The organism is Burkholderia diffusa, assembly GCF_902499115.1.
Classification (GTDB): domain Bacteria; phylum Pseudomonadota; class Gammaproteobacteria; order Burkholderiales; family Burkholderiaceae; genus Burkholderia; species Burkholderia diffusa.
In genome coordinates this window covers 1-25598 of the sequence record NZ_CABVPN010000034.1, presented here as the reverse complement: position 1 = coordinate 25598, position 25598 = coordinate 1, and the positions used below count along the sequence as shown (strand labels likewise).

General features: G+C 66.4%; 22 protein-coding genes. 5 read left to right on the top strand and 17 right to left on the bottom strand.

Features of this window, described 5'->3' with window-relative positions; genetic code table 11:
* Window positions 1-30: 30 nt before the first annotated feature.
* Complete coding sequence (locus BTE28158_RS28160; protein WP_059607769.1) at window positions 31-951, top strand: LysR family transcriptional regulator; 921 nt, start codon at window positions 31-33, stop codon at window positions 949-951.
* Between the two features lie 204 nt (window positions 952-1155).
* Here the strand turns inward: BTE28158_RS28160 and BTE28158_RS28155 are convergent, their stop codons facing one another.
* From BTE28158_RS28155 to BTE28158_RS28125, 7 genes are all read right to left on the bottom strand, one after another.
* A complete protein-coding gene (locus BTE28158_RS28155; RefSeq protein WP_059608521.1) occupies window positions 1156-1989 on the bottom strand; it encodes an OmpW/AlkL family protein in 834 nt (277 codons plus the stop codon).
* A gap of 16 nt (window positions 1990-2005) precedes the next feature.
* On the bottom strand, window positions 2006-3247 hold the full coding sequence (locus BTE28158_RS28150) for a DUF2957 domain-containing protein (protein ID WP_059608520.1): 1242 nt from the start codon (window positions 3245-3247) through the stop codon (window positions 2006-2008).
* 155 nt (window positions 3248-3402) lie between these two features.
* Window positions 3403-4821, bottom strand: a complete 1419-nt coding sequence (locus BTE28158_RS28145; RefSeq protein WP_124905739.1) for a DUF2957 domain-containing protein — start codon at window positions 4819-4821, stop codon at window positions 3403-3405.
* Between the two features lie 426 nt (window positions 4822-5247).
* A complete protein-coding gene (argC, locus tag BTE28158_RS28140; RefSeq protein ID WP_124628539.1) occupies window positions 5248-6198 on the bottom strand; it encodes an N-acetyl-gamma-glutamyl-phosphate reductase in 951 nt (316 codons plus the stop codon).
* A gap of 187 nt (window positions 6199-6385) precedes the next feature.
* Window positions 6386-6958, bottom strand: a complete 573-nt coding sequence (locus BTE28158_RS28135) for a flavodoxin family protein (RefSeq protein ID WP_044846329.1) — start codon at window positions 6956-6958, stop codon at window positions 6386-6388.
* Between the two features lie 229 nt (window positions 6959-7187).
* Window positions 7188-7790, bottom strand: coding sequence for a YbhB/YbcL family Raf kinase inhibitor-like protein (locus BTE28158_RS28130; RefSeq protein WP_059608516.1), 603 nt, complete (start codon window positions 7788-7790; stop codon window positions 7188-7190).
* Window positions 7791-8011: 221 nt separating this feature from the next.
* Entirely contained in the window at window positions 8012-8698 is a 687-nt protein-coding gene (locus BTE28158_RS28125; protein WP_006752465.1) for an orotate phosphoribosyltransferase, read from the bottom strand.
* A 461-nt stretch (window positions 8699-9159) separates the two neighbouring features.
* Here BTE28158_RS28125 and BTE28158_RS28120 point away from each other — a divergent pair, with 461 nt between their 5' ends.
* Complete coding sequence (locus BTE28158_RS28120) at window positions 9160-11430, top strand: NADP-dependent malic enzyme (RefSeq protein ID WP_124628535.1); 2271 nt, start codon at window positions 9160-9162, stop codon at window positions 11428-11430.
* Window positions 11431-11568: 138 nt separating this feature from the next.
* Here BTE28158_RS28120 and BTE28158_RS28115 read toward each other — a convergent pair whose 3' ends face one another.
* The gene (locus tag BTE28158_RS28115; protein WP_151050632.1) at window positions 11569-15159 is read right to left on the bottom strand and encodes an indolepyruvate ferredoxin oxidoreductase family protein; all 3591 of its coding nucleotides are present in this window, start codon (window positions 15157-15159) and stop codon (window positions 11569-11571) included.
* 320 nt (window positions 15160-15479) lie between these two features.
* Between BTE28158_RS28115 and BTE28158_RS28110 the strand changes: the two genes are divergently transcribed.
* On the top strand, window positions 15480-15671 hold the full coding sequence (locus BTE28158_RS28110) for a hypothetical protein (protein ID WP_124905731.1): 192 nt from the start codon (window positions 15480-15482) through the stop codon (window positions 15669-15671).
* Window positions 15672-15810: 139 nt separating this feature from the next.
* Here the strand turns inward: BTE28158_RS28110 and hppD are convergent, their stop codons facing one another.
* Entirely contained in the window at window positions 15811-16908 is a 1098-nt protein-coding gene (gene hppD / locus BTE28158_RS28105; RefSeq protein ID WP_124905729.1) for a 4-hydroxyphenylpyruvate dioxygenase, read from the bottom strand.
* A 211-nt stretch (window positions 16909-17119) separates the two neighbouring features.
* On the opposite strand from hppD, the gene BTE28158_RS28100 reads away from it, so the two are divergent.
* Window positions 17120-17644 (top strand): Lrp/AsnC family transcriptional regulator, encoded by a 525-nt coding sequence (locus BTE28158_RS28100; protein ID WP_059608511.1) that lies wholly within the window; start codon window positions 17120-17122, stop codon window positions 17642-17644.
* A gap of 69 nt (window positions 17645-17713) precedes the next feature.
* Here BTE28158_RS28100 and BTE28158_RS28095 read toward each other — a convergent pair whose 3' ends face one another.
* From BTE28158_RS28095 to paaA, 8 genes are all read right to left on the bottom strand, one after another.
* The gene (locus tag BTE28158_RS28095) at window positions 17714-18361 is read right to left on the bottom strand and encodes a GNAT family N-acetyltransferase (protein ID WP_151050630.1); all 648 of its coding nucleotides are present in this window, start codon (window positions 18359-18361) and stop codon (window positions 17714-17716) included.
* Window positions 18362-18595: 234 nt separating this feature from the next.
* A complete protein-coding gene (locus BTE28158_RS28090; RefSeq protein ID WP_006757885.1) occupies window positions 18596-19201 on the bottom strand; it encodes a TetR/AcrR family transcriptional regulator in 606 nt (201 codons plus the stop codon).
* Between the two features lie 23 nt (window positions 19202-19224).
* Window positions 19225-20040, bottom strand: coding sequence for a DUF1835 domain-containing protein (locus BTE28158_RS28085; protein ID WP_059608510.1), 816 nt, complete (start codon window positions 20038-20040; stop codon window positions 19225-19227).
* Between the two features lie 129 nt (window positions 20041-20169).
* Entirely contained in the window at window positions 20170-21258 is a 1089-nt protein-coding gene (gene paaE, locus BTE28158_RS28080) for a 1,2-phenylacetyl-CoA epoxidase subunit PaaE (RefSeq protein ID WP_124628526.1), read from the bottom strand.
* A gap of 2 nt (window positions 21259-21260) precedes the next feature.
* Window positions 21261-21824, bottom strand: a complete 564-nt coding sequence (gene paaD / locus BTE28158_RS28075; protein ID WP_059608508.1) for a 1,2-phenylacetyl-CoA epoxidase subunit PaaD — start codon at window positions 21822-21824, stop codon at window positions 21261-21263.
* Between the two features lie 25 nt (window positions 21825-21849).
* Window positions 21850-22653, bottom strand: coding sequence for a 1,2-phenylacetyl-CoA epoxidase subunit PaaC (paaC, locus tag BTE28158_RS28070; protein ID WP_124905727.1), 804 nt, complete (start codon window positions 22651-22653; stop codon window positions 21850-21852).
* A gap of 10 nt (window positions 22654-22663) precedes the next feature.
* Window positions 22664-22948: a 1,2-phenylacetyl-CoA epoxidase subunit PaaB gene (paaB, locus tag BTE28158_RS28065; protein WP_006752453.1), complete on the bottom strand. Its 285-nt coding sequence runs from the start codon at window positions 22946-22948 to the stop codon at window positions 22664-22666.
* Window positions 22949-22984: 36 nt separating this feature from the next.
* Window positions 22985-23983, bottom strand: a complete 999-nt coding sequence (paaA, locus tag BTE28158_RS28060; RefSeq protein WP_151050628.1) for a 1,2-phenylacetyl-CoA epoxidase subunit PaaA — start codon at window positions 23981-23983, stop codon at window positions 22985-22987.
* 197 nt (window positions 23984-24180) lie between these two features.
* On the opposite strand from paaA, the gene BTE28158_RS28055 reads away from it, so the two are divergent.
* Entirely contained in the window at window positions 24181-25446 is a 1266-nt protein-coding gene (locus BTE28158_RS28055; RefSeq protein WP_151050626.1) for an SGNH/GDSL hydrolase family protein, read from the top strand.
* Window positions 25447-25598 lie beyond the last annotated feature (152 nt).

Sequence of the window (25598 nt, the reverse complement as noted above, 5' to 3'; positions counted from 1 at the left end):
ATATGTCTAACATGATTATGCGAGTTTGCTTTGAATACGCGTGATCTCCAGGCGTTCGTCGCGGTGGTCGACAGCGGGTCGATGGTCGCCGCCGCCGCGAAGCTCCATCTGACGCAGCCGGGCCTCACGCGACGCGTGCAGAACCTCGAAACGCTGCTGGGCATGCCGCTGCTCGAGCGGCAGAGCAAGCCGCTGAAGCCCACGGCCGCCGGGCGCGACGTCTATGCGCTCGCGCGCAACGTGCTGGGTGCGGTCGACGAATTGATGGCGGCTGGCGCACCCGACAGCGAGCCGTCCGGCGAACTGCGCATCGGCGTGCCGCCGTTCCTGTCCGAGCTGGCGCTCGAGCGGCCGATCGACCAGCTGCGCGACACGTTTCCGCGACTGACGCTGCGCGTGACGGCAGGCTGGTCGCCGGCGCTGGTGCAGGGCATCGAACGCGGCACGCTCGATGTCGCGACGGTCATGGTGCCGACCAGCGCGGCGCTACCCGACACGCTGACGGCCACGCTGCTCGGCACGCAACCGACCGTGCTCGTCGCCGCGCGCGACTTCCCGCTGCCGGACGGCCCGCTGTCGCTCGATGTGCTGTCGGGTTTTCCGTGGGTGCTGAGCCAGGACGGCTGCGGGATGCGTTCGGCGCTGAGCCGTGCGCTCGGCGCGGCCGGGCTGCCGTTCGACGTCGCGGTCGAGGCGTTCGGTTCGGAGTTGCAGTTGTCGCTCGTCGCGCGCGGTGCGGGCATCGGGATTGCGTCGCCGAATGCGCTGGCGCGCAGTGCGCATCGCGATGCACTGAGGGTGGTGGAAACGGCGGGGCTGGAGACGCGGATCAACGTGTGGATCGTGCACGGTGCGTTGCCGGGCCGCCTGACACGGCCGGTCGCGCTGCTGCGCGATGCGCTGGGAGCGGTGCTCGACCGGGAGAACGAGAAGGGGTCGGATGCGAACTAGCGCGCTAGAGTGCGCATTCGAGGGAAAATCCTGATTTTCTCTACGGAAATGTTGCAATGCGGAAATCAATTCGCTATAGTTACACCTGTCTCCTCCATGTCTCCTCTGATATGGATTCAGCCCGCCTCTTAGGCGGGCTTTTTTTTGCCCGCGTTTTTTGCGCGGGCCATCCATTCGTCCTCTGTCCGTCCTCGGTTGGCGGCGTCAGAACTTGTAGGTCATCCCGACATAGCTGATGATCGGGTCGGCCTTCAGGTCCGATTTCGACTCGGCGAGCACCGTGCCGTCGGCCGCCTTGATCGTCACCGTCGACGTCGTCTTCAGCGGGATGTACGTCACCGACGCGATCAGCCCGAAATGCTCCGTCATGTTGTACTGCAGGCCCGCGTTGAACACCGGCTGCCACGACGACGACGCCTTCGCCTCCACCGATGTCGTACCCGGCTTGCCCGCGCCCGCCGCGAGAATCGCGCCGAGGTTGTCCTGCGTCTGCTTGATGAAGTTCGTGTTGAGCTGCAGGTCGCTGAACCAGTTGTACGACACGCCGAGGCCGAGGAACGGCCGGAACTTCGCGGTCGCCTGTCCGAAGTAGTACTGCAGCAGCACGGCCGGGCTCCACTGCCGCACGCTCTTCACGATCGGGTTCACCGACGCCAGCCCGATGTTCTGCGTGCCGAGTGCGCCGGCCGGGCCGGGCGGCTTGATCGTGCCCTGGCCCGACACCTTGAACACCGGCGGCACGCCTGCCACCGACGTGACCGCGATGTGGTCGGTCAGGAAGTGGCTGACCGTCAGGCCGACCGTATCGGCACCGCTCGTACGCAGCCCGGTGCCCGGCGACGTGAACGACGGCGGCAGCCGCAGCGGCGTATTGATCGGCGTCGGCGCGACGTTGGTCGTCATCGGCGTGCTGCTTTGCTGCGGCATCACGTGGAACCAGCCCAGCGTGACGACGTTGCTGCCGGCGCTCTGCGCGTGCGCCGCGAGCGGCGCCAGCGCGGCGGCGCCGGCCGCCGCGCAAAGAAGGGTCTTCTTCATCACGGCTTGCCTCCGCTTACTGGACGAACGCGCCGATCGTGAAATACGGCGTCGAACCCGCGTTGTCGAGGAAACCGAACACGCCACCCGTGAAGATGAACTTGCCGGTCGGCGACGTGCTGCCCGAACCCGTGTGGATCGTCGTGACCGTGCCCGGCACCTTCTGCGTGTAGTCCAGGTCGAGCGCGGTCGCGAGCGATGCCTGCGACGGCTGGAACGGATCGAGCAGCGTGGCCTGGTTGTTGATCAGCGCGGTGGTCCTGTAGTCGAACTGGCTGTCGACGCCGATGTATTCGCCGTTCTGCGAGCCGGCCGCGATCGCGGTCTGCGGCGAGAGGATCGAGATGCTCGATTCGTCGTCGGCGGTCAGGCCCGGCACGCCGTTGCTGTCGGGCGTCGGGTTCGGGTTCGCGACGCCCGTGCGCACGAGGATCGGCACCAGCTGGTTGCGCAGCTTGCCGACGATCATGAAGCCCTTGCCCTGCGGCGTCGCCGACAGCGTCGGCTTCAGCTGGCTCTGGTAGTTGTTGCTCTGGAACGCGCCGCTGCCGTCGGCCGACTGCACGAAGTTCGTGCCCTGCTGCATGCACGCGCCGCCGGCGAACTGGCCGGTCGTGTCGCACTTGGTCCACGTGCCGTCCGCGTTGATCGTCACCTTGGCGTCGATCGACGCCGGCGCGAATTTCTGCGACGGCACTTCGCCGAAGCCGACGTGGCTGTACGTGCCCGCGACCTTCGTGATGTCGGTTTCGATCGACGAGAAGCCGATGAACGGGTAGTACGGGAATTTCGTGTCGGGCACCGCCGCCTGGCCGAGCACGCCGTCGAACTGGATCTCCTTGCCGGGAATCGTGCCGCCCGCCACGCCGAAGCCGACGAAGATGCGCGCCGGACGCGACGCATCGAGGCTCGCGCCATTCAGCCGGAACGCGCACTGATTCAGCTTGTTGGTCGGCAGCAGCGTTTCCTGCGTGAGCGTGCCGCTGTCGACAGTGCCCGCGCGGGTCGGCGTGACGGTGCCGGTCTTTTGCGGAACCGCCGATTCGACATAGGTGACCTGCCAGGTCATCTTGGTCGTATCGAGCTGGACCTTGGCCAGTTCGCCGCTGCCCGCGCCGCCGGTAAACACGGTGCTGTAGTCGAGCGTCGCGGGGCAGAGCCGGTCTTCGACGAGCGGAGGCGGATTGTCGCTGCCGCCACCGCACGCGGAAAGAAGGGGGGCGGCAAGGGCCGCCGCCAGAACGAGGTTGCGCTTCATGTTGCTCCTCCAGATTTGTCTTGTCAGGCGGCCGGCTCCCTGTCGACCGCTTCTGTTGCTTGTGCTCGTGCTGCCTGCGCCGTGCCGGGCGCCGTCGTTTCGTGCCTTCCCTGCATCCCGCGGCGGCATATCGAGCGCCGCCGCGTCCCCGATCGTTACTTGCTGATCTGTGCGCCCACGCCGAAGTACGGTGTCGACGACGTGCTCGAGTTCGCCGACGTCGACGTGACGCCGCCGTTCACCGTGCCCTGGATGAGCGCCGCGTACAGGCCGCCCGTCGCGATCACCACGCCCGATGCGGACGGATAGGTCGCGCCGCTTGCCGGCGTCGTCGTCGTGTTGAGCAGGCCCGGCGTCCCCTGGCCGTAGTCGAGCGTGAAGGCGTCTTCCTCTGCCTGCGTGGTCGGGTTGATGAACGACGCGTTGCTGCCGCGGATCAGTGCGGCCGTGTACTTGAAGTTCGAATCGGCGCCCGCGTAGCCGCCGTCGATCGCGCCCGACTGGATCGCGCTCGCCGCGCCGAGCACCGCGATGCCCGATTCGTCGTCGACCTGCGCGTCGGCATGCAGCGGCGGCGTGCCGAGGTTCACGTTGCCCGTGCGCACGACCACCGGCACGGTCGCGCCGTTGAGCTGGCCGATCACCATGTGCGCGGTGGCCGACTTGCCGGTTGCGCCGATCAGCGGCAACTGCGTTTGCGGCAGGATCTGCGGCGCCTTCGCGCTGTTGAGGTAGCCGCCGGTCGCGTTCACTGTCCATGGATCGCCGGTCGTCTGGCAGCCGCCGGCATTCGTCGACGTGCATGCGCCATTCGCGTCGAACGTCTCGCTCGAATTCGTGCCCTTCGTCGCGTAGTTGCTCGACGGCACGAGGTGGTAGATCAGCGCGTTGTACGTGCCCGGCAGCTTCGTGAGGTCGGTCGTCGTGTTCGCGAAGCCGAGGAACGGATAGAAGTCGAAGTGGCGGTTCGGCACCTGGCCGACGTTCTGGATCACGCCCGGGATGATCGTCAGCCCGTCGTACTGAACCGTCGCGCCGGGGATGCCGCCGCCGGCCACGCCCATGCCGACCAGCAGCATCGGCGGGTTCGCCTGGTTGAAGTCGGCGGCCGTCGAGTAGGTCGAGCCGTTCGGTGCCGTGCCCGAACCCGGCGTGAGCACGAACGCGCAGCGCGTCTGTTCCGCGGTCGGCAGCGTGCCGGTCGGCGGGTGGACGACCTTGCCGGTGATCGTGGTGCCGGCGCGGCTCGGCGTGACCGTGCCGGTCGCGAGCGGAATCGGCGATTCGAGCCACTTGAGCGTGTAGGTCATCGCGACCGCGTCGATGTTGACGCTGACGATCTCGCCGCTACCGGCGCCGCCGAGGTACGTGCTCTTGACGATGTCGGCGTCGGCCGGGCACAGCGCGCCGTTTATGGGCTGCGACGGCGGCGGCCCTTGCGTGCCGCAACTCGATCCGGAACATTGGGGTGCCTCGATCGGCGCGGGCGCGCCGCCGTCCCCTCCACCACAGGCAATCAGGAAAGGGGCGATGGCAAAGGCCGTTGCCACCCCCTTCGATAAGGCGTGCGACATGCCGCTGTCTCCAATCGTTTAATTGTGCGAGCTAATGTCGCTGTCTGGATTTTTGCTGTCAATTGATGAACTCGTCTAAAAAAGACGATTGAAACGGCGTGCGCGCGATGAATCCTTGCAGGATCGGGATTTCAGTAAGAATTAAAACGCGTGAAGGGTGCTAGAGTGCTGCCGAAGTGGGGTGGCTGCCACGCACGGAGGGCTCTCGAGGCGCTCACGCGTATAACGGCAGCGTTTAAAGCGGCGGTATCCGGTTTATCCCTATTCGGGATTGACTGGAGAAATTGGGGTAATTAATTCATCGGTAATCGCGCAATGGAAAGCTTGTAAATATTTGTAAATGCGCGAATCGGATTTTATTGATTGCCTGATACGGGAAAATAAAAAGCCGGCCATCGGCCGGCTTTGCATCGCATGCAAGCGCAATCAGCGTTTGAGGCCTGCATCCTCGGCGGCGCCGATGTTGAGGTTCATGCACTGGATCGCCGCGCCCGATGCGCCCTTGCCCAGGTTGTCGAGGCGCGCGACCGTGACGAAGCGCTCTTCGTTGCCGAACACGAACAGGTCGACGCGGTTCGTGTCGTTGTTCGCCTGCACGTCGAAGAAGCCGCTGTCGAGGTTCGCATCCGCGTTGAACGGCGCGACGCGCACGAACGGTTCGTCCGCGTAGTACTCGGCGAACACGCGCTGCACGTCCTGCGGCGTCGCGCGCTTCGCGAGCTGTTCGGGCGAGAAGTAGGTCGTCACGGCAAGGCCCTTCAGGAACGGGCCGACGATCGGCGTGAAGATCGGTGCGTGCGCGAGGCCCGTGTGCGCGGCCATTTCCGGCAGGTGCTTGTGCGCAAGCGCGAGCGCGTACGGACGCGGGCTCGCGAGCTTGCCGCCCGGCGCCGCGTTCTCGTATTCGGCGATCATCGACTTGCCGCCGCCGCTGTAGCCGGTGATCGAGTAGCTGTGCGCGGCGAAGGTCGGCGCGACGATGCCGGCATCCACGAGCGGACGCATCGCGAGCACGAACGCCGATGCGTGGCAGCCCGGCACGGCGATGCGCTTCGACGTGCGAATCTTCTCGCGCTGCGCGCGCGTCAGTTCCGGCAGGCCGTACGCCCAGTCGGCGTGCGTGCGGAACGCGGTGCTCGCGTCGATCAACGTTGTGTTCGGGTTCTCGACCAGCGATGCCGATTCGCGCGACGCGACGTCCGGCAGGCACAGGAACGTGACGTCCGATGCGTTGATCAGGCGGCGGCGCTCGTCGACGTCCTTGCGCTTCGCTTCATCGATGCGCAGGATCTCGATGTCGTTGCGCGCCGACAGGTATTCGAAGATCTTGAGGCCGGTCGTACCTTCCTGGCCGTCGACAAAAACTTTGGTGCTCATTTCGTTCTCGCTGAATGAAACGGGAGCCGCGGCGCCCTTAAACCGCCATTTTAAGACCTCATCCGGCGGGCCTGCACCGCACGGGGCGAAAAAAAGACGGCCCGCGGGCCGTCTTGTACCGCTCTCGCGCGCCTGCGCGGCATTGCCGCGTCACCGGCGGCGCGGCCGGGCGCGCGTGCCGCCGCGTTCAGCGGCCGCCGGCCAGCCAGCGGGCGGTCGCCTCGGCGACGCGCCGGCCGAACGCCTTCGCGGTCTCGAGGTCGCCCGGCAGCGGGCCCTCGTCGGGCGTCGCATCCGCCGGCGACTGCGCGAGCAGGCCCGTGAAGCCGCCGACGTAGTTGATGTCGTTGCGGGTGGCCGCCTTCGAGTTGGCCGGCATCATGCCCGTGCCGACCCACACCATCCCATGCTGCATCGCCAGTGTGACGAAATACTGAATGGTCGAGAACTTGTCGCCGTTCATCGTCGCGGAGTTCGTGAAGCCCGCGGCGATCTTGTCCTTCCATTTCTGCGTGAACCACGGTTTCGACGTGGCATCGGCGAACTGCTTGAACTGCGCGGACGGGCCGCCCATGTAGGTCGGCGCGCCGAAGACGATCGCGTCCGCCGCGTCCAGCGCGGCCCAGCCCGCGTCGTCGAGTTCGCCGACGGCGATCAGGCGTGCGGTGGCGCCGGCGTCCTGCGCGCCTGCGTGGACGGCGTCGGCCAGTTTCTGTGTGTGACCGTAGCCGCTGTGATAGACGATGACGATGTTCGACATGAAGCGTTCTCCGGAAGGGGACGAAACGGCGGGCGTCGCAGCCTGCCGCGTCACGCGCCGCGGTCGGGCGGCGCGGCGGATGCGCGGCGGGATGCCGCGACCGGTGACGCCGAGTCTAGCAAGTCGAAATGACGGGGGAAAAGCGCGCAGGCGAGGCGGGGAAATTCGCGGGCGCGGGAGAGGGAGGCCGGAGACACGCGCAACGGGGCAGGCGGCGGCGCGTGAGCGCTCACTGGCCGTAAGTGACCGTGAGCCGCGCGGTGCCGATCGTCAGCGTGCCGATCTCGTGCTCGAACATCGGTGCGGGGCGTCCTTGCGCGACGCGCAGGTCCGTGCCCTTAAGCGCATAGACGGTGATGACGTAGCGGTGCGGCTTGCCGGGGGGCGGGCACGGGCCGCCGTAGCCGTCGATCCCGAAGTCGTTGCGCGCCTCGCTCGCGCCGATGCGGCGCAGGAGGCCCGACGCGCTCGCGTCGGCCGGCAGGCTCGTGACGCTTGCCGGGATGCCGGCGACGGCCCAGTGCCACCAGCCGTGCCCCGGCGCATCCGGATCGAAGATCGTGATCGCGTAGCCCTGCGTGCCGGGGGGCGGGTTGCGCCAGCTCAGTTGCGGCGAACGATTGGCGCCCTTGCAGTCGCCGCGGTCGAACACGTTCGCGGCGCCGACGCGGCCGCCGGCCGTCAGGTCGTTGCTCGACACGGTGAACGGGCCTTCCGCCCGCGCGGGCAGGACGGCGAACGCGACGCACGCGGCGGCGCAGGCAAGGGCGGCGATGAACGGCGAAGGACGACCCGGGGACGCAGGCGAAGTGATCCGGCGATCCACACGCATATGGCGCTTCTCCCGTCACGTGGGCCGGACCGATGCTCCCGGCATTGTTGGCGTTGTGCGTTGCCCGCGCAGCTGATGGCGACGATGGATCAAGTCTAGCATTAGGGTTCGATGCGCGATGCGGGCCGGCCCCGGTGCGGATCGGTGGACGAAAAAAAAGCCGCTCGCGATCAGGCGAGCGGCTCGTTCGGCCAGGGTGCCGGCTGCGTGCCGGCCCGGCATTACTCCTTCGGAGCCGTCGCGCCGCCGTGCGCGGCCGACCACTCGGCCGGCGCGTGCAGGAACTTCTCGACTTCGTCGAGCGTCTTGGTCTCGAAGTAGCCCGAGGCCTTCGCGACGCGCAGCACGTCCCACCAGGTCGCCAGCGCGTGCAGGTCGACGTCGATGTCCTTCAGGACCGACACGCTTTCCTTGAAGATGTTGTAGTGGAACAGCACGAAGCAGTGATTCACCGTCGCGCCCGCGGTGCGCAGCGCGTTGACGAAGTTGATCTTGCTGCGGCTGTCGGTCGTCAGGTCTTCCACGAGCAGCACGCGCGAGCCTTCTTCCAGATGGCCTTCGATCTGCGCGTTGCGGCCGAAACCCTTCGGCTTCTTGCGAACGTACTGCATCGGCACCATCATCCGGTCCGCGAGCCATGCCGCGAACGGGATGCCGGCCGTCTCGCCGCCCGCCACCGAGTCGATCTGCTCGAAGCCGACGTCGCGCATGATCGTCGTTTCCGCCATTTCCATCAGCGCACGGCGCACGCGCGGATACGAGATCAGCTTGCGGCAGTCGATGTAGACGGGGCTTGCCCAGCCGGACGTGAAGATGAACGGTTTTTCTGCATTGAAGTGCACTGCCTGTACTTCGAGCAGGATTTTGGCGGTCGTATCCGAGATCGACTGACGATCGTAGCCTGTCATGGGCATTCCTTGGGTGATGAGCGAAGAGCGGGCGCGGGCCCCATGGCGCAGCAAGGGGAACCTGCCCGAGGGGCCGGGGCGCGATCGGAGGGCCAATCGCATCGCTGCGCGCGTAGCCGGCTATTTTACCCGATTCAGGCCGGTTTTCGGCGGAATTCGCGCGGGTTTGCCGCGTGGCTCACCACCGGCGAAACAAACGGGGCCGGACCGCTCGCGCGCTGATGCAAAGGATGCGGCGCTGCACCAACATGCGTCATGCGCGGGGTGTACACTAGGCGACCCTTAGAAATCGCTCAGTACTTTGTACTTTCCTCTTGCCACCCGCCAAGGTTCGATGGCGTGCCGACCCGGCGCGCTGCGTGCCGTCTCGCAGTCGACCACCCCTTCGATTCAAGTAGACGCGGCCCAAGGTGCTGTGTACTGAACCGTCAAAAATTTCGCATGTCTCTCGCAGGTCAATCATGGACGAACAACTGAAGCAGGCCGCTCTCGCTTATCACCTGAACCCGAAACCCGGCAAGATTTCGGTCACCCCGACCAAGCCGCTGTCGAACCAGCTCGATCTGTCGCTCGCGTATTCGCCGGGCGTCGCCGCCGCGTGCGAGGCGATCCACGCCGATCCGCTCGACGCGCAGAAGTACACGTCGCGCGGCAACCTCGTCGGCGTCATCACGAACGGCACGGCCGTGCTGGGCCTCGGCAACATCGGCCCGCTGGCCGCGAAGCCGGTGATGGAAGGCAAGGGCTGCCTGTTCAAGAAGTTCGCGGGCATCGACGTGTTCGACATCGAACTGTCGGAATCCGACCCCGACAAGCTCGTCGAGGCGATCGCGATGCTCGAGCCGACGCTCGGCGGCATCAACCTCGAGGACATCAAGGCGCCGGAATGCTTCTACATCGAGCAGAAGCTGCGCGAGCGCATGAAGATTCCCGTCTTCCACGACGACCAGCATGGCACCGCGATCATCGCGTCGGCCGCGATCCTGAACGGCCTGAAGGTGGTCGGCAAGAAGTTGTCCGAAGTGAAGCTCGTGTGCTCGGGCGCGGGCGCGGCGGCGATCGCGTGTCTGGACCTGCTGGTGAACCTGGGTCTCACGAAGGCGAACATCCTCGTCGCCGACTCGAAGGGCGTGATCTACGAAGGGCGCGGCAACCTCGACCCGTCGAAGCAGCGCTATGCGGCTGCGACCGACGCGCGCACGCTCGCCGACGCGATCGTCGGCGCCGACGTGTTCCTCGGCTGCTCGAGCGCGGGCGTGCTGAAGCAGGACATGGTCAAGACGATGGGCGACCGCCCGCTGATCCTGGCGCTTGCGAACCCGGAACCGGAAATCCGCCCGGAAGACGCGAAGGCCGTGCGCCCGGACGCGATCGTCGCGACCGGCCGTTCGGACTATCCGAACCAGGTCAACAACGTGCTGTGCTTCCCGTTCATCTTCCGCGGCGCGCTCGACGTCGGCGCGACGACGATCACGGAAGAAATGAAGCTCGCGTGCGTGCGCGCCATCGCCGAGCTGGCCGAGGAGACCGACCAGAGCGAGGAAGTCGCGAAGGCGTATGAAGGCCACTCGCTCGAGTTCGGGCCGGAATACCTGATTCCGAAGCCGTTCGATCCGCGCCTGATCATCAAGATCGCGCCGGCCGTCGCGCAAGCCGCGATGGATTCGGGCGTCGCCACGCGTCCGATCCAGGACATGGACGCATACCGCGAGCAGCTCGGCGCGACCGTCTACCGCACCGGCATGGTGATGCGTCCGGTGTTCGCGACCGCGAAGAAGAAGCAGGCGCGCATCGTGTTCGCCGAGGGCGAGGACGAGCGCGTGCTGCGCGCCGCGCAGTTCGTGCTGCAGGAAAAGATCGCGAAGCCGATCATCGTCGGCCGTCCGTCGGTCATCGAGATGCGCTTGCAGAAGATCGGCTCGAAGCTCAAGGCCGGCGTCGATTTCGAGATCGTGAATCCGGAAGACGACACGCGTTACCACCGCTACTGGCAGGCCTACCACGAGATCGGCGCGCGCGACGGCGTCACGCCGGAAGTCGCGAAGGCCGCGATGCGCAAGTTCAACACGCTGATCGGCGCAATGCTCGTGCATCTGGGCGACGCGGACGGGATGATCTGCGGGATGATCGATACGTACCACACGCACCTGAAGTTCATCGAGCAGGTGCTGGGCCGCGCGAAGGGCGCCGAGCACTTCGCGGCGATGAACCTGCTGATGCTGCCGGGCCGCAACCTGTTCCTGTGCGACACGTACGTGAACGAACTGCCGAGCGCCGAACAGCTCGCCGACATGACGATCCAGGCGGCCGCCGAGATCGAGCGCTTCGGCATCGTGCCGAAGGCCGCGCTGCTGTCGAACTCGAACTTCGGCAGCGCGCCGTCGGCGTCGTCGCGCCGCATGGCCGAAGCCCGCAAGCTGATCAGCGAGCGTGCGCCGAACCTCGAGGTCGACGGCGAAATGCACGGCGACGCGGCGCTGTCGGAAGCGGTCCGCAAGGCCGCATTCCCGGGCACGACGCTGTCGGGCGAAGCGAACCTGCTGATCATGCCGAACGTCGAAGCGGCGAACATCGCGTACAACCTGCTGAAGATGGTCGGCGGCGAAGGCGTGACGGTCGGCCCGCTCCTGCTCGGCGCGGCGAAGCCGGTCCACATCCTGACGCCGGCCGCGACCGTGCGCCGGATCATCAACATGACGGCAGTGGCCGCCGCGAACGCGAACACGAAGTAAGTTCGCGCCCGCGTGTGCCGCGCATCGCGCGCGGCGCAATGAAAAACGCCACGGAACCTGCGTTCCGTGGCGTTTTTTTTGTGAACCGCCCACCGCGCGGAGGCGGACGTCCCGACCGCGAACGTCCGCCTCGCGCCGTTACGCGACCTGCTGGCGCGACTGCCCGCCCGTCGGCGAACGCCACTTCGCGAGCAACGTGTTCCACTTCTGGCGTACCGCGCGCAGGTTGTTCTCCTTCACGTGGCCGTAGCCGCGAATGCCGTCCGGCAGCGCCGCCAGCTCGAGCGCGAGCGGGTGGTTGGCCGCGTTCAGCCTGGCCAGCACTTCGTCGATCAGCGCTTCGTACTCGCCGATCAGTGCGCGCTCGGTGCGGCGCTCCTCGGTGCGGCCGAACGGGTCGAGGCCCGTGCCGCGCAGGAACTTTGCCTTCGCGAGCAACCGGAACGCCGACAGCATCCACGGGCCGTACGCCTTCTTCACGAGATGGCCGTGAGCGTCCGTCTTCGCGAACAGCGGCGGCGCGAGATGGAACTTCAGTTTCCAGTCGCCTTCGAACTGCGACGACAGGCGCGCGAGGAACGCCGGATCGGACTGCAGCCGCGCGACTTCGTATTCATCCTTGTACGCCATCAGCTTGAACAGGTTGCGCGCGACCGCTTCGGTCAGTTGCTCCTGCATCGTGTCGCCGTCTGCCAGCGCACGCTCGGCTGCTCGCACCTTGTCGACGAAGGCTGCATAGCGTGCTGCGTATGCGGCGTTCTGGTACGCGGTGAGGAATTCCACGCGCTTCGCGATCAGGGCGTCGACCGCCTTCTTCGTGTGCAACGCGATCACCGTGGCGCCTTGCGCCGGGCGTGCGTCGCCGGCCGCGGCCTGCTTCACGCTCGCGAGGTCGTGGGCGGCGCGGCGGCCCCAGTCGAATGCCGCACGGTTCTTCTCGACCGATACCGCATTCAGCTCGATCGCTCGGACGAGCGACGCAAGCGTGAGCGGCAGCCAGCCTTTCTGCCACGCGTAGCCGAGCACGAACGGGTTCGTGTAGATCGCGTCGCCGAGCAGCGCGACCGCGAAGCGGTTCGCGTCGATGAAGTCGACGGCTTCACCCGCCGCCGCGCGGATGTCGTTTTCCGCGGACAGGCCCGGGAACGCCCAGTTCGGATTCTTGATGAACTCGGCGGTCGGCGTCTGCGCACTGTTGACGACCACGCGCGTCGCGTCATGGCGCATGCGCGACGTGCATTCGTCGCCAGCCGTGACGATCGCGTCGCAGCCGATCACGAGGTCGGCTTCGCCCATCGCGATCCGCGTCGCGTGGATGTCGGTCGGCGCGTGCGAGATCTGCACGTGGCTCATCACGGCGCCGCCCTTCTGCGCGAGGCCCGTGACGTCGAGCACGGTCACGCCCTTGTTCTCCAGGTGCGCGGCCATCCCGAGCAGCGCGCCGATCGTGACGACGCCCGTGCCGCCCACACCCGTGACGAGCACGCCGTAGGCACGGTCGATCGCCGGCAGCGTCGGCTCCGGGATCGGCGGCAGCGCACCGCCGTCCACCGACACGGCCTTGGGCTTCTTCAGCTGGCCGCCTTCGACCGTGACGAAGCTCGGGCAGAAGCCCTTCACGCACGAGAAGTCCTTGTTGCAGCTCGACTGGTTGATCTGGCGCTTCGTGCCGAATTCGGTTTCAAGCGGCTCGACCGACAGGCAGTTCGACTGCACCGAGCAGTCGCCGCAGCCTTCGCACACCGCGTCGTTGATCACGACGCGCTTCGCCGGATCCGGATACGTGCCTCGCTTGCGTCGGCGGCGCTTCTCGGTCGCGCAGGTCTGGTCGTAGATCAGGATCGTCGTGCCTTCGATCTCGCGCAGCTCGCGCTGCACGTCGTCGAGCTGGTCGCGGTGATGGATCGTCACGCCTGGTGCTAGGAGCGCCTTCTGGCTGTCGTACTTCTCCGGTTCATCGGTGACGATCACGATCTTCTTCGCGCCCTCGGACGCGAGCTGGTGCGTGATCTGCGGCACCGTCAGCACGCCGTCGACCGGCTGGCCGCCCGTCATCGCGACCGCGTCGTTATAGAGGATCTTGTAGGTGATGTTCGCCTTCGACGAGATCGCCGCGCGCACCGCGAGCAGGCCCGAGTGGAAATAGGTGCCGTCGCCGAGGTTCGCGAATACGTGCTTCTCGTCCGTGAACGGCGCCTGGCCGATCCACGGCACGCCTTCGCCGCCCATCTGGCTGAAGGTGCTCGTGTTGCGGTCCATCCAGACCGTCATGTAGTGGCAGCCGATCCCGGCGATCGCGCGCGAGCCTTCCGGCACGTTGGTCGACGTGTTGTGCGGGCAGCCCGAGCAGAACCACGGCTTGCGCTCGGTCTGCACGTGCGGCTTCGCGAGCGCCATTTCCTTCGCGTTGATCACCGCGAGCCGCGCGGCGATGCGCGCGCGCACGTCGGACGGCAGCTCGAACTTCTCGAGGCGCGTCGCGATCGCCTTCGCGATGATCGCGGGCGACAGTTCGTAGTGCGCGGGCAGCAGCCAGTTGCCCATCGGTACCGACCATTCCCCGCCGGCGCCGTCCTTCTCGTCGAACTTGCCGAACACGCGCGGGCGCTGCGCATCGGGCCAGTTGTACAGTTCTTCCTTGATCGCGTATTCGAGGATCTGGCGCTTTTCCTCGACGACGAGGATTTCGTCGAGGCCGCGCGCGAACGCCTGCGCGCCCTGGGCCTCGAGCGGCCACACGCAGCCGACCTTGTACAGGCGGATGCCGATCCGCGCGCAGGTTTCGTCGTCGAGGCCGAGGTCCGTCAGCGCCTGGCGCACGTCGAGGTACGCCTTGCCGCCCGTCATGATCCCGAAGCGCGCATTCGGCGAGTCGATCTCGATGCGGTCGAGCTTGTTCGCGCGCACGTACGCGAGCGCCGCGTACCACTTGTAGTCGAGCAGCCGCGCTTCCTGGACGAGCGGCGGGTCCGGCCAGCGGATGTTCAGGCCGCCTTCCGGCAGGATGAAGTCGGTCGGCAGCACGATCTCGGTGCGATGCGGGTCGATGTCGACCGATGCCGACGATTCGACCACGTCCGTCACGCACTTGAGCGCGACCCACAGGCCCGAGTAGCGGCTCATCGCCCAGCCGTGCAGGCCGAAGTCGAGATATTCCTGCACATTGGACGGAAACAGCACCGGCAGCCCGCAGGCCTTGAAGATGTGTTCGGACTGGTGAGCGAGCGTCGACGATTTCGCCGCGTGGTCGTCGCCGGCCAACACCAGCACGCCGCCGTGCTTCGACGAGCCGGCCGAGTTCGCGTGCTTGAAGACGTCGCCGGTGCGGTCGACGCCCGGGCCCTTGCCGTACCACATGCCGAACACGCCGTCGTGCTTCGCGCCGGGATACAGGTTCACCTGCTGCGAGCCCCACACGGCGGTTGCGGCGAGATCTTCGTTGAGACCGGGCTGAAAGACGATCTGGTGGGCCGCGAGGTGCTGCTTGGCCTTCCAGAGCGAGAGATCGAGGCCGCCGAGCGGCGAGCCGCGATAACCGGAGATGAAGCCGGCCGTGTTGAGGCCGGCGGCGCGGTCGCGTTCCTGCTGGAGCATCGGCAGGCGCACGAGCGCCTGAATGCCGCTCATGTACGCGCGGCCGCGTTCGAGCGTGTATTTGTCGTCAAGCGTGACGGACTTCAGCGCGGCTTCAAGCGACGCGCGTTGGCCTGCGTCTAGCGGGGCATTCATTGAACTGTCTCCTCCACCCAGTTTGGGATCACCAAAGCTTCAATTGCGTCGACGTCTTGTGAACGTCTCGGCAGTGGCCGGCATATTCGCCGGTTTTAAGCGATGGTAGCACTGGGATAAACCCGTCGCTCACCGGCCGGTTGGCCTCGGCGCATCGACGAAACGGCGCGCCGCAATGCGTTACATCATGTAAAAGCATGTAAAGCCGGTCCCATCTTCGTACAAATGCCGTTAATCTTGTCGGCCTGCCGGAGGTGCCCGGCCGCGTCGGCCTGTTTCGACGCAACCGGGGAGGCGCCGGCAGTTTTAAAGGAGGTGCAATGAACACACGTCATATCCAGAGTTTCCTGATCGTGTCCGCCGCGTTTTTCGCGATGACCGGCCCGGTGCACGCGCAAGGCGCGAGCGCACTGGCGGCAGCCGGCGCGCAGATGCGTCAGATCGCGCCGGCGCAGGCTGCCGACGCGCAGCCGGCAGCCGCGCGCGTCGTGTCGAAGGCGAACGTGCGTTGATCTGTTCGCGCGGCGCCAGGCCGCGCCGAAACCACGCAAAAGACGAAAGGGCGGGAATCGCAGGATTCCCGCCCTTTTTTTCATGTGCCGCCGAGGCTCGCGCGGCCCCCGGCTGTCGGGCGCCGGGCGGCCGTCTGCGTCAGGCCTTGTCCTGGACCACGCCGCGGCGGATCTGGTCGAGTTCGATCGATTCGAACAGCGCCTTGAAGTTGCCTTCGCCGAAGCCCTGATTGCCCTTGCGCTGGATGATCTCGAAGAAGATCGGGCCGATCTGGTTCTCGGTGAAGATCTGCAGCAGCAGGTCGTCGCGGGCACCGTCGATCAGGATCTTGCGCTTCTTCAGTTCGTCCAGCGATTCGCCGTGGTTCGGCACGCGGCGGTCGACCAGCTCGTAATACGTGTCGATCGTGTCGAGCAACTTCACGCTCTTGCCGCGCAGGCCGTCGACCGCGCCGTAGATGTCGTTCGTGCCGAGCGCGATGTGCTGGATGCCTTCGCCGTGGTACGCGTCGAGGTATTCCTGAATCTGGCCGGCCGTGTCCGAGCCTTCCTCGTTGATCGGGATCCGGATCTTGCCGCACGGCGAGGTCATCGCCTTCGACTTCACGCCGGTCACCTTGCCTTCGATGTCGAAGTACCGCACTTCGCGGAAGTTGAACAGGCGCTCGTAGAACTCGGCCCATTCCTGCATGCGGCCGCGATGCACGTTGTGCGTCAGGTGGTCGATGTAGGTGAGGCCGTGGCCGACGGGGTTCGGGTTCGCGCCGGCGATCGGCTCGAAGTCGACGTCGTAGATGCTGATGTCACCGATCGCGCCCGGCTGCGCGCCGTTCTTGCCGCGCCAGCGGTCGACGAAGTAGATCAGCGAATCGCCGATGCCCTTGATCGCCGGGATATTCAGCTCCATCGGGCCCGTCTTGTTGTCGAAGCCCCACGCGCCGAGTTCGAGCGCGTGCTTGTACGCCTTCGCGGCGTCCTGCACGCGGAACGCGATCGCGCAGATCGACGGGCCATGCAGGCGTGCGAAGCGTTGCGCGAACGAATCGGGTTCGGCGTTGATGATGAAGTTGATGTCGCCCTGGCGGTAGACCGTCACGTCCTTGTGGCGATGGCGCGCGATCGCGGTGAAACCCATCCGTTCGAACAGTTGTCCGAGCGCTTTCGGATCCGGAGCGGTGTATTCGATGAATTCGAAGCCGTCGGTGCCGACGGGGTTGTCCCATTGGGGGATCTGCATGTCGTGTCTCCTGTGCGGGGCGATCGGCCGGCGCGACGTGCGCGCGCGGCCCGGTTCGATGTCGAACGCGGCGCACGCATCGGCGTGCGCAACGAATCGGTACGTGCGACAAAGTGTAGCGGGCGGCCGCGAGCGTAAACTTGCGAACTTAATCGTCAATGCCTACGATGGCGCAATTTCCAGTCTCTGAACCATCATTGGAGGGCAGAAGATGGCGCAAGCCGAATTGGATGCCATCGACCGGCGGATTCTCGCGATTCTTCAGGAGAACGGCCGCTTGTCGAACCAGGAGATCGCCGAGCGCGTGAACCTGTCGCCGAGCCCGTGCCTGCGACGGATCCGGCGGCTCGAGGAGATCGGTGTGATCACCGGCTACGTCGCGTTGCTCGATCCGCAGAAGCTGGGGCTCGACCTGCTCGCATACGTGAGCGTGCGGCTCGAGAAGCGCGGCGGCCTGGCGCCGGCCCGTGCCGACGAGACGTCGGCGCGCGCGGGCGCGACCCACGCGGAACTGTTCCGCGCGGCCGTGCAGACCTGGCCGGAAGTGGTGGCGTGCCATGCGATGACGGGCGACATGGATTACCTGCTGCGGGTGCAGGTCGAGGACATGGCGCACTTCTCCCGCTTCGTGCAGGAGCATTTGCTGCACCATCCGTCGGTGATCGACGTGAAGACGAGCTTCTCGCTCGAGTGCTTCAAGGAGACGACGGCGTTGCCGATCCGGTCGGTGCGCTAGAGCGCGGTGCGGGAAGGGGAGAAAGAAGGCTGAGCCGGGCGCCCCGCAAGGCAGCCCGGTCGGCCGATGTCATGCCGTCAGCGCGGCGGGCATCAGCGATTCGATGAACTTCGACGTGCGGTGCGCCTGGCGCTTGAGCGCGTAGTCGAATACCGCGGCCTGCTCCTGCAGCATCTCGGCGAGGATCGTCGAGTGGTCGGCCGGTGGCAGCGACAGGTACGCATCGGCCTCGCCGTAAGCGTACTCGATGCGCATCCCGGACTTCTTCGCGATGTGCATCATCGTCGCGTTGCGCGACAGGCAATGCATGTACAGCATCGTCACGCGGGTGTTGCGGCTGCGGATCGCCGCGCGCTCGAACAGTTTCGAGCCGACACCGCAGCCGCGGGCGCTTTCGAGCACCGACACGCCGAATTCGGCCGTACGCTTGTCGCCTTCGGCGGGCAGATACGCCAGGTGGCCGACCCCGATCAGCTCGAGCGCATGGTCGAACACGCCGAACACCGTGTCGCGACCGAAGTCGATCGTACGGACATAGTTCTCGATCACATGGTCGGGCACCATCTGGCCGAAGCGCAGCAGGCGGTCCTCTTCGTTGAGCGAGAGAAAGTGGGTGAGCATTTGCTCACGGTCTTTGGAAGCCAGTTCCCTGACGAGAACCGGCGCAGTACCGGCGTGGCCGACTGCATCGGCACGGCGGTCGAGTTGCGTGTTCATCGTGGGTTCCTCAGTGTGTAGCTGCACGAGCAACTTGTGCAATGCAGCGCATTTTACCTGAGCGGGGTTGGGGAAAACCCGTATTTGACGTTATTTGTGCTGAGGGGGAATTCTAAATCCGCTTAGTTCATTCTCTATCTATTTGATTTTTAACGGATTTAAAATTCATCACATGAAATGCGCGGCGGCCTGTCGCAGTGTGCCCGCCGCGCAACGCATGCTGCTGCGCGGCAATCACGCGCCGGGCGACAGCCCGCGTTCCATCAGGTCGATCACCTGTTCGGCGAAGTCGCGGTAGCCGAGGCGGCCACCCGGCTTGAGCCACGTGAACGTCCAGTTGATCATCCCGAACACCATCATCGTGACCGACGTCTGGTTTTCCTTCGAGATCCGGTCCGGGTAGGCGCGCGCGAGCTGACGCGCGAATGCCGCGACGATGTCGCGCTGCCGGTCGAGCACGATTTCGCGCTGCGCGTCCTCGAGATACTTCACGTCGTTGAGCAGCGCGACATGGCGGCTGTGCGACGTCTCGTACTCGGCGAGGAACGCGCGCACCAGCTCGGCGAACGCGTCGCGCTCGCTGAGGCCGCGCCGCTGGCTCGCGCCTTCCACCTCGGCGATGATCAGCATCAACCGCTTCGTGTAGCGGTCGAGCAGGTCGAACAGGATCGCTTCCTTGCTCTCGTAATAGTGATAGAGACGTGCCTTCGACGTGCCGCTCGCGGTCGCGAGATCGGACATCGACGTGCTCGGATAGCTCGTTTGCGCGAATTTCTCGGCGGCGAGATCGAGGATCTGCTCGCGCTGGGATTCGTGGTCGGGCGCTCGGGTACGGGCCATGGTCGAATGCGAAAGTTGTAGCGTTAGCGAGGCGCGGCTGCCGCGCGCACCTGCGTGGAAGAAAGGGCGGCCGGCGCGTCGTCCTGCAGCTCGAGCCGGCCGGCAGCCGCGAGTTCGCGGCAGCGCCACCAGGCGATCGAATCGCTGACGAACAGCCCGCCGCGGTCGGCGTTGGCCATGATGTCGCCGACGACACGTCGCGCGGGCAGCCAGCCGGGTTCCGCGTGCGCGACGATCAGCGCGTCGAGGTCCGCGTAATGGCCGCTCTCGATCGTGTTGCTGACCCAGTAGCGCAGCTCGGCATTCAGGTGCTTCGCCTCTTGCCATTCGAGCGCGAGGCGACCGATGCGCAGTACCGAGATCGGCGCGGCCACCGGCCGTTTGCGAGCGAGTGCCGCGGGCGAGAACATCCCGGTCGAGCAGGCCTGGTCGGTGCGGGTCAGCGCCGCGCGCTGCGGGGCGTCGAGGTCCGCGGCCGACAACCGCACCTCGTTCAGCCGCTGCGGCGCGTTGCGCAGGTGATAGGCGACGCGGCGCAACAGCAGCTTGTCGCCGACGCTCGGTGCGTGCCAGACGACTACCTGGTCCGTATCCATCGCGAGCTGGTCGAGGCGGGTGAATTCACCTTCGATCTCCGCATTCCAGTCGGGAATCTGGTCGCCGAGCACGCGCTGCCAGAAGGCGGCGCGCGTGTCGGGCGTCTCGTCGGCGCCCTTCAGCGGCCCGACCGCGAGATCGTCGAGCAATCCGACGACGCGCTCGTCGCGTCCGGCTTGCGCGAGCGCCTCGCGCAGCGACGCGGCGGCGGTGCCGCCCTGAATCACGTGAATGGTACTCATCGGCCTGTCATCAACAAAAGAAAACCGCCGGCCGGGCGGACGTTGCGACGTCCAGCCGGCCGGCGGCCCCTAGTGTAAGCGAGATGTGTGACGACGAGAAACCGGCGCGCCGCGCCGGTGCGACACCACTCAACGCTCGTCGAAGCTCACGACGACCTTGTCGCTGATCGGATGGCACTGGCACGTGAGCACGAAGCCGTCCTTCACTTCATGTTCCTCGAGCGTGTAGTTCTTCTCCATCCGGACTTCGCCTTCGACCACCTTCGCGCGGCACGTGCAGCACACGCCGCCCTTGCACGCATATGGCAGCGCGAGGCCCGCGCGCAGGCCGACGTCGAGCAGGCTCACGCCCTCGTACGGCAGGCGCAGCTTGCGCTTCTTGCCGTCGAGCACGATTTCGAGATCGGCGGCCGGCGTCTGATCGGTGATCTCGACGACGGGCGCGCCGGCTTGCGGCAGCGGCGTGCCGAAGCGTTCGACATGTACCTTCGCCGGCGGCACGCCGGCTGCCTTCAGCGCGGCTTCGGCCGCGTCCATCATCGGCGCCGGGCCGCAGATGAACGCTTCGTCGATCGCGTCGGCCGGCGTCAGCGTGGCAAGGAATTCCGCGCATTTCGCCTGGTCGAGCACGCCGTTGAACAGCTCGACGTCCTGCTGGTCGTCCGACAGCACGTGGTACAGGACGAAGCGGTTCATGTAGCGGTTCTTCAGGTCCTCGAGCTCCTCGGCGAACATGATGGCGTCGACGCTGCGGTTGCCGTAGATCAGCGTGAACGTGCTGCGCGGCTCGAGCTCGAGCGTCGTCTTCACGATCGCGAGCACCGGCGTGATGCCCGATCCGCCGGAGAACGCGACGTACTGTTTGCCGTGGTCGGCGTTCAGGTGCGTGAAGAAGCGACCGTCCGGTGTCATCACGTCGATCGTGTGGCCGGGCTTCAGCGTGTCGAACGCGAAGTTCGAAAACCGGCCGCCGCGCACGCGCTTGATGCCGATGCGCAGCTCGCCGTCACGGTCGTAGTCCGTCGTACCGACGCAGATCGAGTACGAGCGGCGCGTTTCCTCGCCGTCGATGTGAGTCTTCAGCGTGACGAACTGGCCCTGCGTGAAGCGGTACGCGTCGCGCAATTCGGGCGGCACGTCGAAGGAGACGGTAACGGCGTCGGCGGTCTCGGGGCGCACATCGCGGATACGCAGCGGGTGAAATTGCGGGGTCGCCATGATCAATAAGGTTTGAAGTAGTCGAAGGGTTCGCGGCAGTCGACACAGCGATACAACGCCTTGCAGGCCGTGGACGCGAATTGCGCGAGACGCTCGGTGCGGGCGGAACCGCAGCGCGGGCAGACGGGCGCCGCGACGGGGCGCGGCACGAAACGCACGACGTTTTCCCGCGGCGCGGCGCCGGCGCACTGGCCGACGGGCGGCGCGATGCCGTACGCGCGCAGCTTGTCGCGCGCTTCCTGCGTGATCCAGTCGGTCGTCCATGCGGGCGCGAGCACCGTCTCGATCCGGTGCGGCGGCAGGTCGGCGGCGTGCATCGCCGCGGCGATGTCCTCGGCGATCTGCGACATCGCCGGACAGCCGGAGTAGGTCGGCGTGATCACGACTTCGAGCAGGCCGTCGTCTGCGCGACGGACGTCGCGCAGGATGCCGAGCTCACGGATCGACACGACTGGAATCTCGGGATCGGGCACGGCTTCGAGCACGTCCCACGCGCGCGCGAGCAACGGATCGTTGCGGTGCGCGGCGGGTGCGGCGTCGGCGGGGGCGGCAGTCTGGACGGACATCGTCGGGCTCCGTTGGGTCGGCCGGTTACCAGGTCGCGCCGGGGTGCTGGCGCGCGAGGCTCTGCATTTCCGCGAGCAGGTAGCCCATGTGCTCCGAGTGCTCGCCCTGCTTGCCGGTCGTCACATGCTGCACGGGCGCGGGCAGGGTGAGCGTCGCTTCCGCGAGCGCATCGTCCACGTCCGCGCGCCATGCGGCTTCGAGCGTGGCCGCTGCCGGGCCGATGCCGGATGCGGCGATCGCGTCGTCGACCGCGTCGGCGGCGAAGAATTCGCGCGTGTACGGAATCAGGTAGTCGAGCGCGGCCTGCGCGCGGCGATGCGATTCGTCGGTGCCGTCGCCGAGGCGCAGCAGCCATTCGCGGGCATGCTGCACGTGATAGCGGGTTTCCTTCACCGATTTCGCGGCGATCGCGGCGAGTTGCGCGTCCGTCGACGTTTCGAGCGCCGTCCACACGTGCAGCATCAGCGTCGCGTAGAGGAAATTGCGCACGATGGTCACCGCATAGTCTTTGTCGGCGTGCGCGGTGCCGGCGATCGGGCCGTAGTGCGGCAGCTCGGCGAGCGTGAAGTTCGCGAACTCGCGCTCGGTACGGAAGTACGCGTAGTCGTCTTCCGTCTTCGCCGCGCCGTTCAGTTGGCGGTCGAGGTCGGCTGCGTGCGTATACAGCATGCGGGCCTGGCCGATGAGGTCGAGGCTCATGTTGGTGAGCGCGATGTCTTCCTCGAGGATCGGGCCGTGGCCGCACCATTCGGCGTTGCGCTGACCGAGGATCAGCGCGTTGTCCGCGAGGCGCAGCACGTAGGAGAGGTGTTCGGGCGTGATCGTCATGGCGCGGGCGTTACATGTGGTTGACTTCGTCGGGCAGCGTGTAGAACGTCGGGTGACGGTAGATCTTGTCGCCCGCCGGTTCGAACAACTCGGCCTTCTCGGCCGGATCCGACGCGGTGATCGCCGACGACGGCACCACCCAGATGCTCACGCCTTCCTGGCGACGCGTGTAGACGTCGCGCGCCATGCGCAGCGCCATCGACGCGTCGGCCGCGTGCAGGCTGCCGCAATGCTTGTGGTCGAGGCCCTGCTTGCTGCGTACGAACACTTCCCAGATCGGCCATTCCTTGTTCATCACTCTCTCCTGAATCCTGTATTCGATAGTTGCCGCTCAGGCGGCTTGCTGCTTGGCGCGGGCGCGGCGCTTTGCTTCGTGCGCGAGCGCGGCTTCGCGCACCCACGCACCGTCGTCGTGCGCCTTCACGCGCGTCGCGAGGCGTTCCTTGTTGCACGGGCCGTCGCCGTTGACGACGCGCCAGAATTCATCCCAGTCGATCACGCCGTAGTCGTAGTGGCCGCGCGCCTCGTTCCATTTCAGGTCAGGGTCGGGCAGCGTCACGCCGAGCACCTTCGCCTGATCGACCGTCGCGTCGACGAACTTCTGCCGCAGGTCGTCGTTCGAGATCCGCTTGATGCCCCATTTCGCGGACTGGTTGCTGTGGACCGAATCGGCGTCGCTCGGGCCGAACATCATCAGCACCGGCCACCACCAGCGGTTCACCGCCTGCTGGACCATCGCGCGCTGCGCGTCGGTCCCCTTCATCATCGACAGCAGTGCATCGAAGCCCTGGCGCTGGTGGAACGACTCTTCCTTGCACACGCGGATCATCGCGCGCGCATACGGGCCGTACGTGCAGCGGCACAGCGGGATCTGATTCATGATCGCGGCGCCGTCGACGAGCCAGCCGATCACGCCGACGTCGGCCCAGGTCGGCGTCGGGTAGTTGAAGATGCTCGAGTATTTCGCCTTGCCGGCGTGCAGCGCGTCGATCAGCGAATCGCGCGATACGCCGAGCGTTTCGGCCGCGCTATATAGATAGAGGCCGTGACCGGCTTCGTCCTGGACTTTCGCGAGCAGGATCGCCTTGCGCTTCAGGCTCGGTGCGCGCGAGATCCAGTTGCCTTCCGGCAGCATGCCGACGACTTCCGAGTGCGCGTGCTGCGAAATCTGGCGGACCAGCGTCTTGCGATAGGCATCGGGCATCCAGTCCTGCGGTTCGATCTTGCCGTCCGCGGCCATGACCGCGTCGAACCGCGCCTGCTCGGGCGACTCGGCTGCGGCGTCGAGCGGTGCGACGTTGCCGGGGATGTCGAGGGATTGCGTGTACATGGCGGAGGATCTCGTCCGGTTGAATGTGTGCGAAGTATAAACCAACCGACCGGTCGGTTAATAAATTTCTTGCGGATTTGCAGCGGGACTCGGGTAAACGTGGGGCGATGGGCGCGATCGCCGGTCGGGAGGGCGGTGGCGCGTGAGACGGGTGGCTTCTGCGGCACAATGCCTGCTTTCCGATGAGGATTTCGCCGATGTCATTTCGAAGCAGTTTCGTCGCGACCGTGCTGGGCGCGTCCGTTTTCATGTCGCCGCTCGCGGTCTCGGCCGCACCGGCCGGGTGGGTCGCCGCGTGGGCGACCGCGTTGCAGCCGATTCCCGACCTGACTGCGCCGCCGCCGCTCTACCGCGCGCCCGACGTGGCCGGGCGAACCGTTCGGCAGATCGTCTACCCGACGGTTTCCGGGCATGCCGCGCGGATTCGTATCAGCAACGCCTACGCTCGCGCGCCGCTGTTGATCGAGGCTGCCAGTCTCGCGCGCGCCGGTGACGGCGCGGCGCTTGCCGACGCGACGGGCGCTTCCGTCCGCTTCGGCGGCAAGACGTCGGTGACGCTCGCCCCGGGCCAGGAGCTTGAAAGCGACCCGGTGGCGATCGACGTGACGGCCGGGCAGCCGTATGCAATCAGTCTGCGGATGGGGGCAAACCAGCGGATGACGGTGTGGCACCGTGTGTCGAACCAGCTCAATTACGTATCGGCGCCGGGCGATCATGTGAACGATCCGGGCGCCGGCGCATTCCGCACGCGCTTTACCCAGTATGCGTGGGTGACCGAACTGGCCGTCGAGGCGGGCGCCGCGCGGGCGAGTGTCGCCGCGATCGGGGACTCGATCACCGACGGGCTACGCTCGAGCCTGAACCGCAACCGTCGTTGGCCGGATGCGCTGGCGCGTCGGCTGGCCACGGCAGGTTCGGATTCGCTCGGCGTCGTGAATCTCGGGATCAGCGGCAATCGGCTGCTGAGCGATTCGGCATGCTACGGCACGTCGCTGGCGTCACGGTTCGAGCGCGATGCGCTTTCGCGTGCAGGGGTGAAGGCGGCGATCGTGCTGATCGGCATCAACGACATCAACTTTGCGGCGATGCCGCCGCGTGCGGGGCTCGATTGCGACAACCCGCATACGCAGGTCACGGCCGCTTCGTTGATCGACGGCTATCGCCGGTTGATCGAGGCAGCACATCACCAGGGCGTGAAGGTCTTTGGCGCGACGCTCACGCCTGCGGCGTTGCCGGCCGGGCGCGAGGCGGTCCGACTCGAGGTGAACCGGTGGATCCGGAGCGGCGGCGGGTTCGACGGCGTGGTGGACTTCGACGCGGTGCTGCGCGACCCGGCTCGCCCGAGTGTGCTGCAGCGCCGGTATGACAGTGGCGACGGCATTCATCCGAGTGACGCGGGTTACACGGCCATGGCCGATGCAGTGCCGATGGAGCGGCTGCGGGCCGCAGTCGGCGGCAAGTGACATCGCCTTATATATAGAGCGACGAACCACCGGCTTCCTCGAGATTGTGGGCGGCGCTCGGTCCCTCGAGCCCCAAAAGCCCCCGTGCGCGTTAGCGCGCGGGGGCTTTTTCAAAATATTTTCACAAAGGGGTTGCGGAGACCGGGGCGGGT

Coding starts and splice junctions, on each gene's coding strand:
- BTE28158_RS28155 (WP_059608521.1), bottom strand. CDS start 1,989: ATGAAGAAGACCCTTCTTTGCGCGGCGGCCGGCGCCGCCGCGCTGGCG.
- BTE28158_RS28150 (WP_059608520.1), bottom strand. CDS start 3,247: ATGAAGCGCAACCTCGTTCTGGCGGCGGCCCTTGCCGCCCCCCTTCTT.
- BTE28158_RS28145 (WP_124905739.1), bottom strand. CDS start 4,821: ATGTCGCACGCCTTATCGAAGGGGGTGGCAACGGCCTTTGCCATCGCC.
- argC (WP_124628539.1), bottom strand. CDS start 6,198: ATGAGCACCAAAGTTTTTGTCGACGGCCAGGAAGGTACGACCGGCCTC.
- BTE28158_RS28135 (WP_044846329.1), bottom strand. CDS start 6,958: ATGTCGAACATCGTCATCGTCTATCACAGCGGCTACGGTCACACACAG.
- BTE28158_RS28130 (WP_059608516.1), bottom strand. CDS start 7,790: ATGCGTGTGGATCGCCGGATCACTTCGCCTGCGTCCCCGGGTCGTCCT.
- BTE28158_RS28125 (WP_006752465.1), bottom strand. CDS start 8,698: ATGACAGGCTACGATCGTCAGTCGATCTCGGATACGACCGCCAAAATC.
- BTE28158_RS28120 (WP_124628535.1), top strand. CDS start 9,160: ATGGACGAACAACTGAAGCAGGCCGCTCTCGCTTATCACCTGAACCCG.
- BTE28158_RS28115 (WP_151050632.1), bottom strand. CDS start 15,159: ATGAATGCCCCGCTAGACGCAGGCCAACGCGCGTCGCTTGAAGCCGCG.
- BTE28158_RS28110 (WP_124905731.1), top strand. CDS start 15,480: ATGAACACACGTCATATCCAGAGTTTCCTGATCGTGTCCGCCGCGTTT.
- hppD (WP_124905729.1), bottom strand. CDS start 16,908: ATGCAGATCCCCCAATGGGACAACCCCGTCGGCACCGACGGCTTCGAA.
- BTE28158_RS28100 (WP_059608511.1), top strand. CDS start 17,120: ATGGCGCAAGCCGAATTGGATGCCATCGACCGGCGGATTCTCGCGATT.
- BTE28158_RS28095 (WP_151050630.1), bottom strand. CDS start 18,361: ATGAACACGCAACTCGACCGCCGTGCCGATGCAGTCGGCCACGCCGGT.
- BTE28158_RS28090 (WP_006757885.1), bottom strand. CDS start 19,201: ATGGCCCGTACCCGAGCGCCCGACCACGAATCCCAGCGCGAGCAGATC.
- BTE28158_RS28085 (WP_059608510.1), bottom strand. CDS start 20,040: ATGAGTACCATTCACGTGATTCAGGGCGGCACCGCCGCCGCGTCGCTG.
- paaE (WP_124628526.1), bottom strand. CDS start 21,258: ATGGCGACCCCGCAATTTCACCCGCTGCGTATCCGCGATGTGCGCCCC.
- paaD (WP_059608508.1), bottom strand. CDS start 21,824: ATGTCCGTCCAGACTGCCGCCCCCGCCGACGCCGCACCCGCCGCGCAC.
- paaC (WP_124905727.1), bottom strand. CDS start 22,653: ATGACGATCACGCCCGAACACCTCTCCTACGTGCTGCGCCTCGCGGAC.
- paaB (WP_006752453.1), bottom strand. CDS start 22,948: ATGAACAAGGAATGGCCGATCTGGGAAGTGTTCGTACGCAGCAAGCAG.
- paaA (WP_151050628.1), bottom strand. CDS start 23,983: ATGTACACGCAATCCCTCGACATCCCCGGCAACGTCGCACCGCTCGAC.
- BTE28158_RS28055 (WP_151050626.1), top strand. CDS start 24,181: ATGTCATTTCGAAGCAGTTTCGTCGCGACCGTGCTGGGCGCGTCCGTT.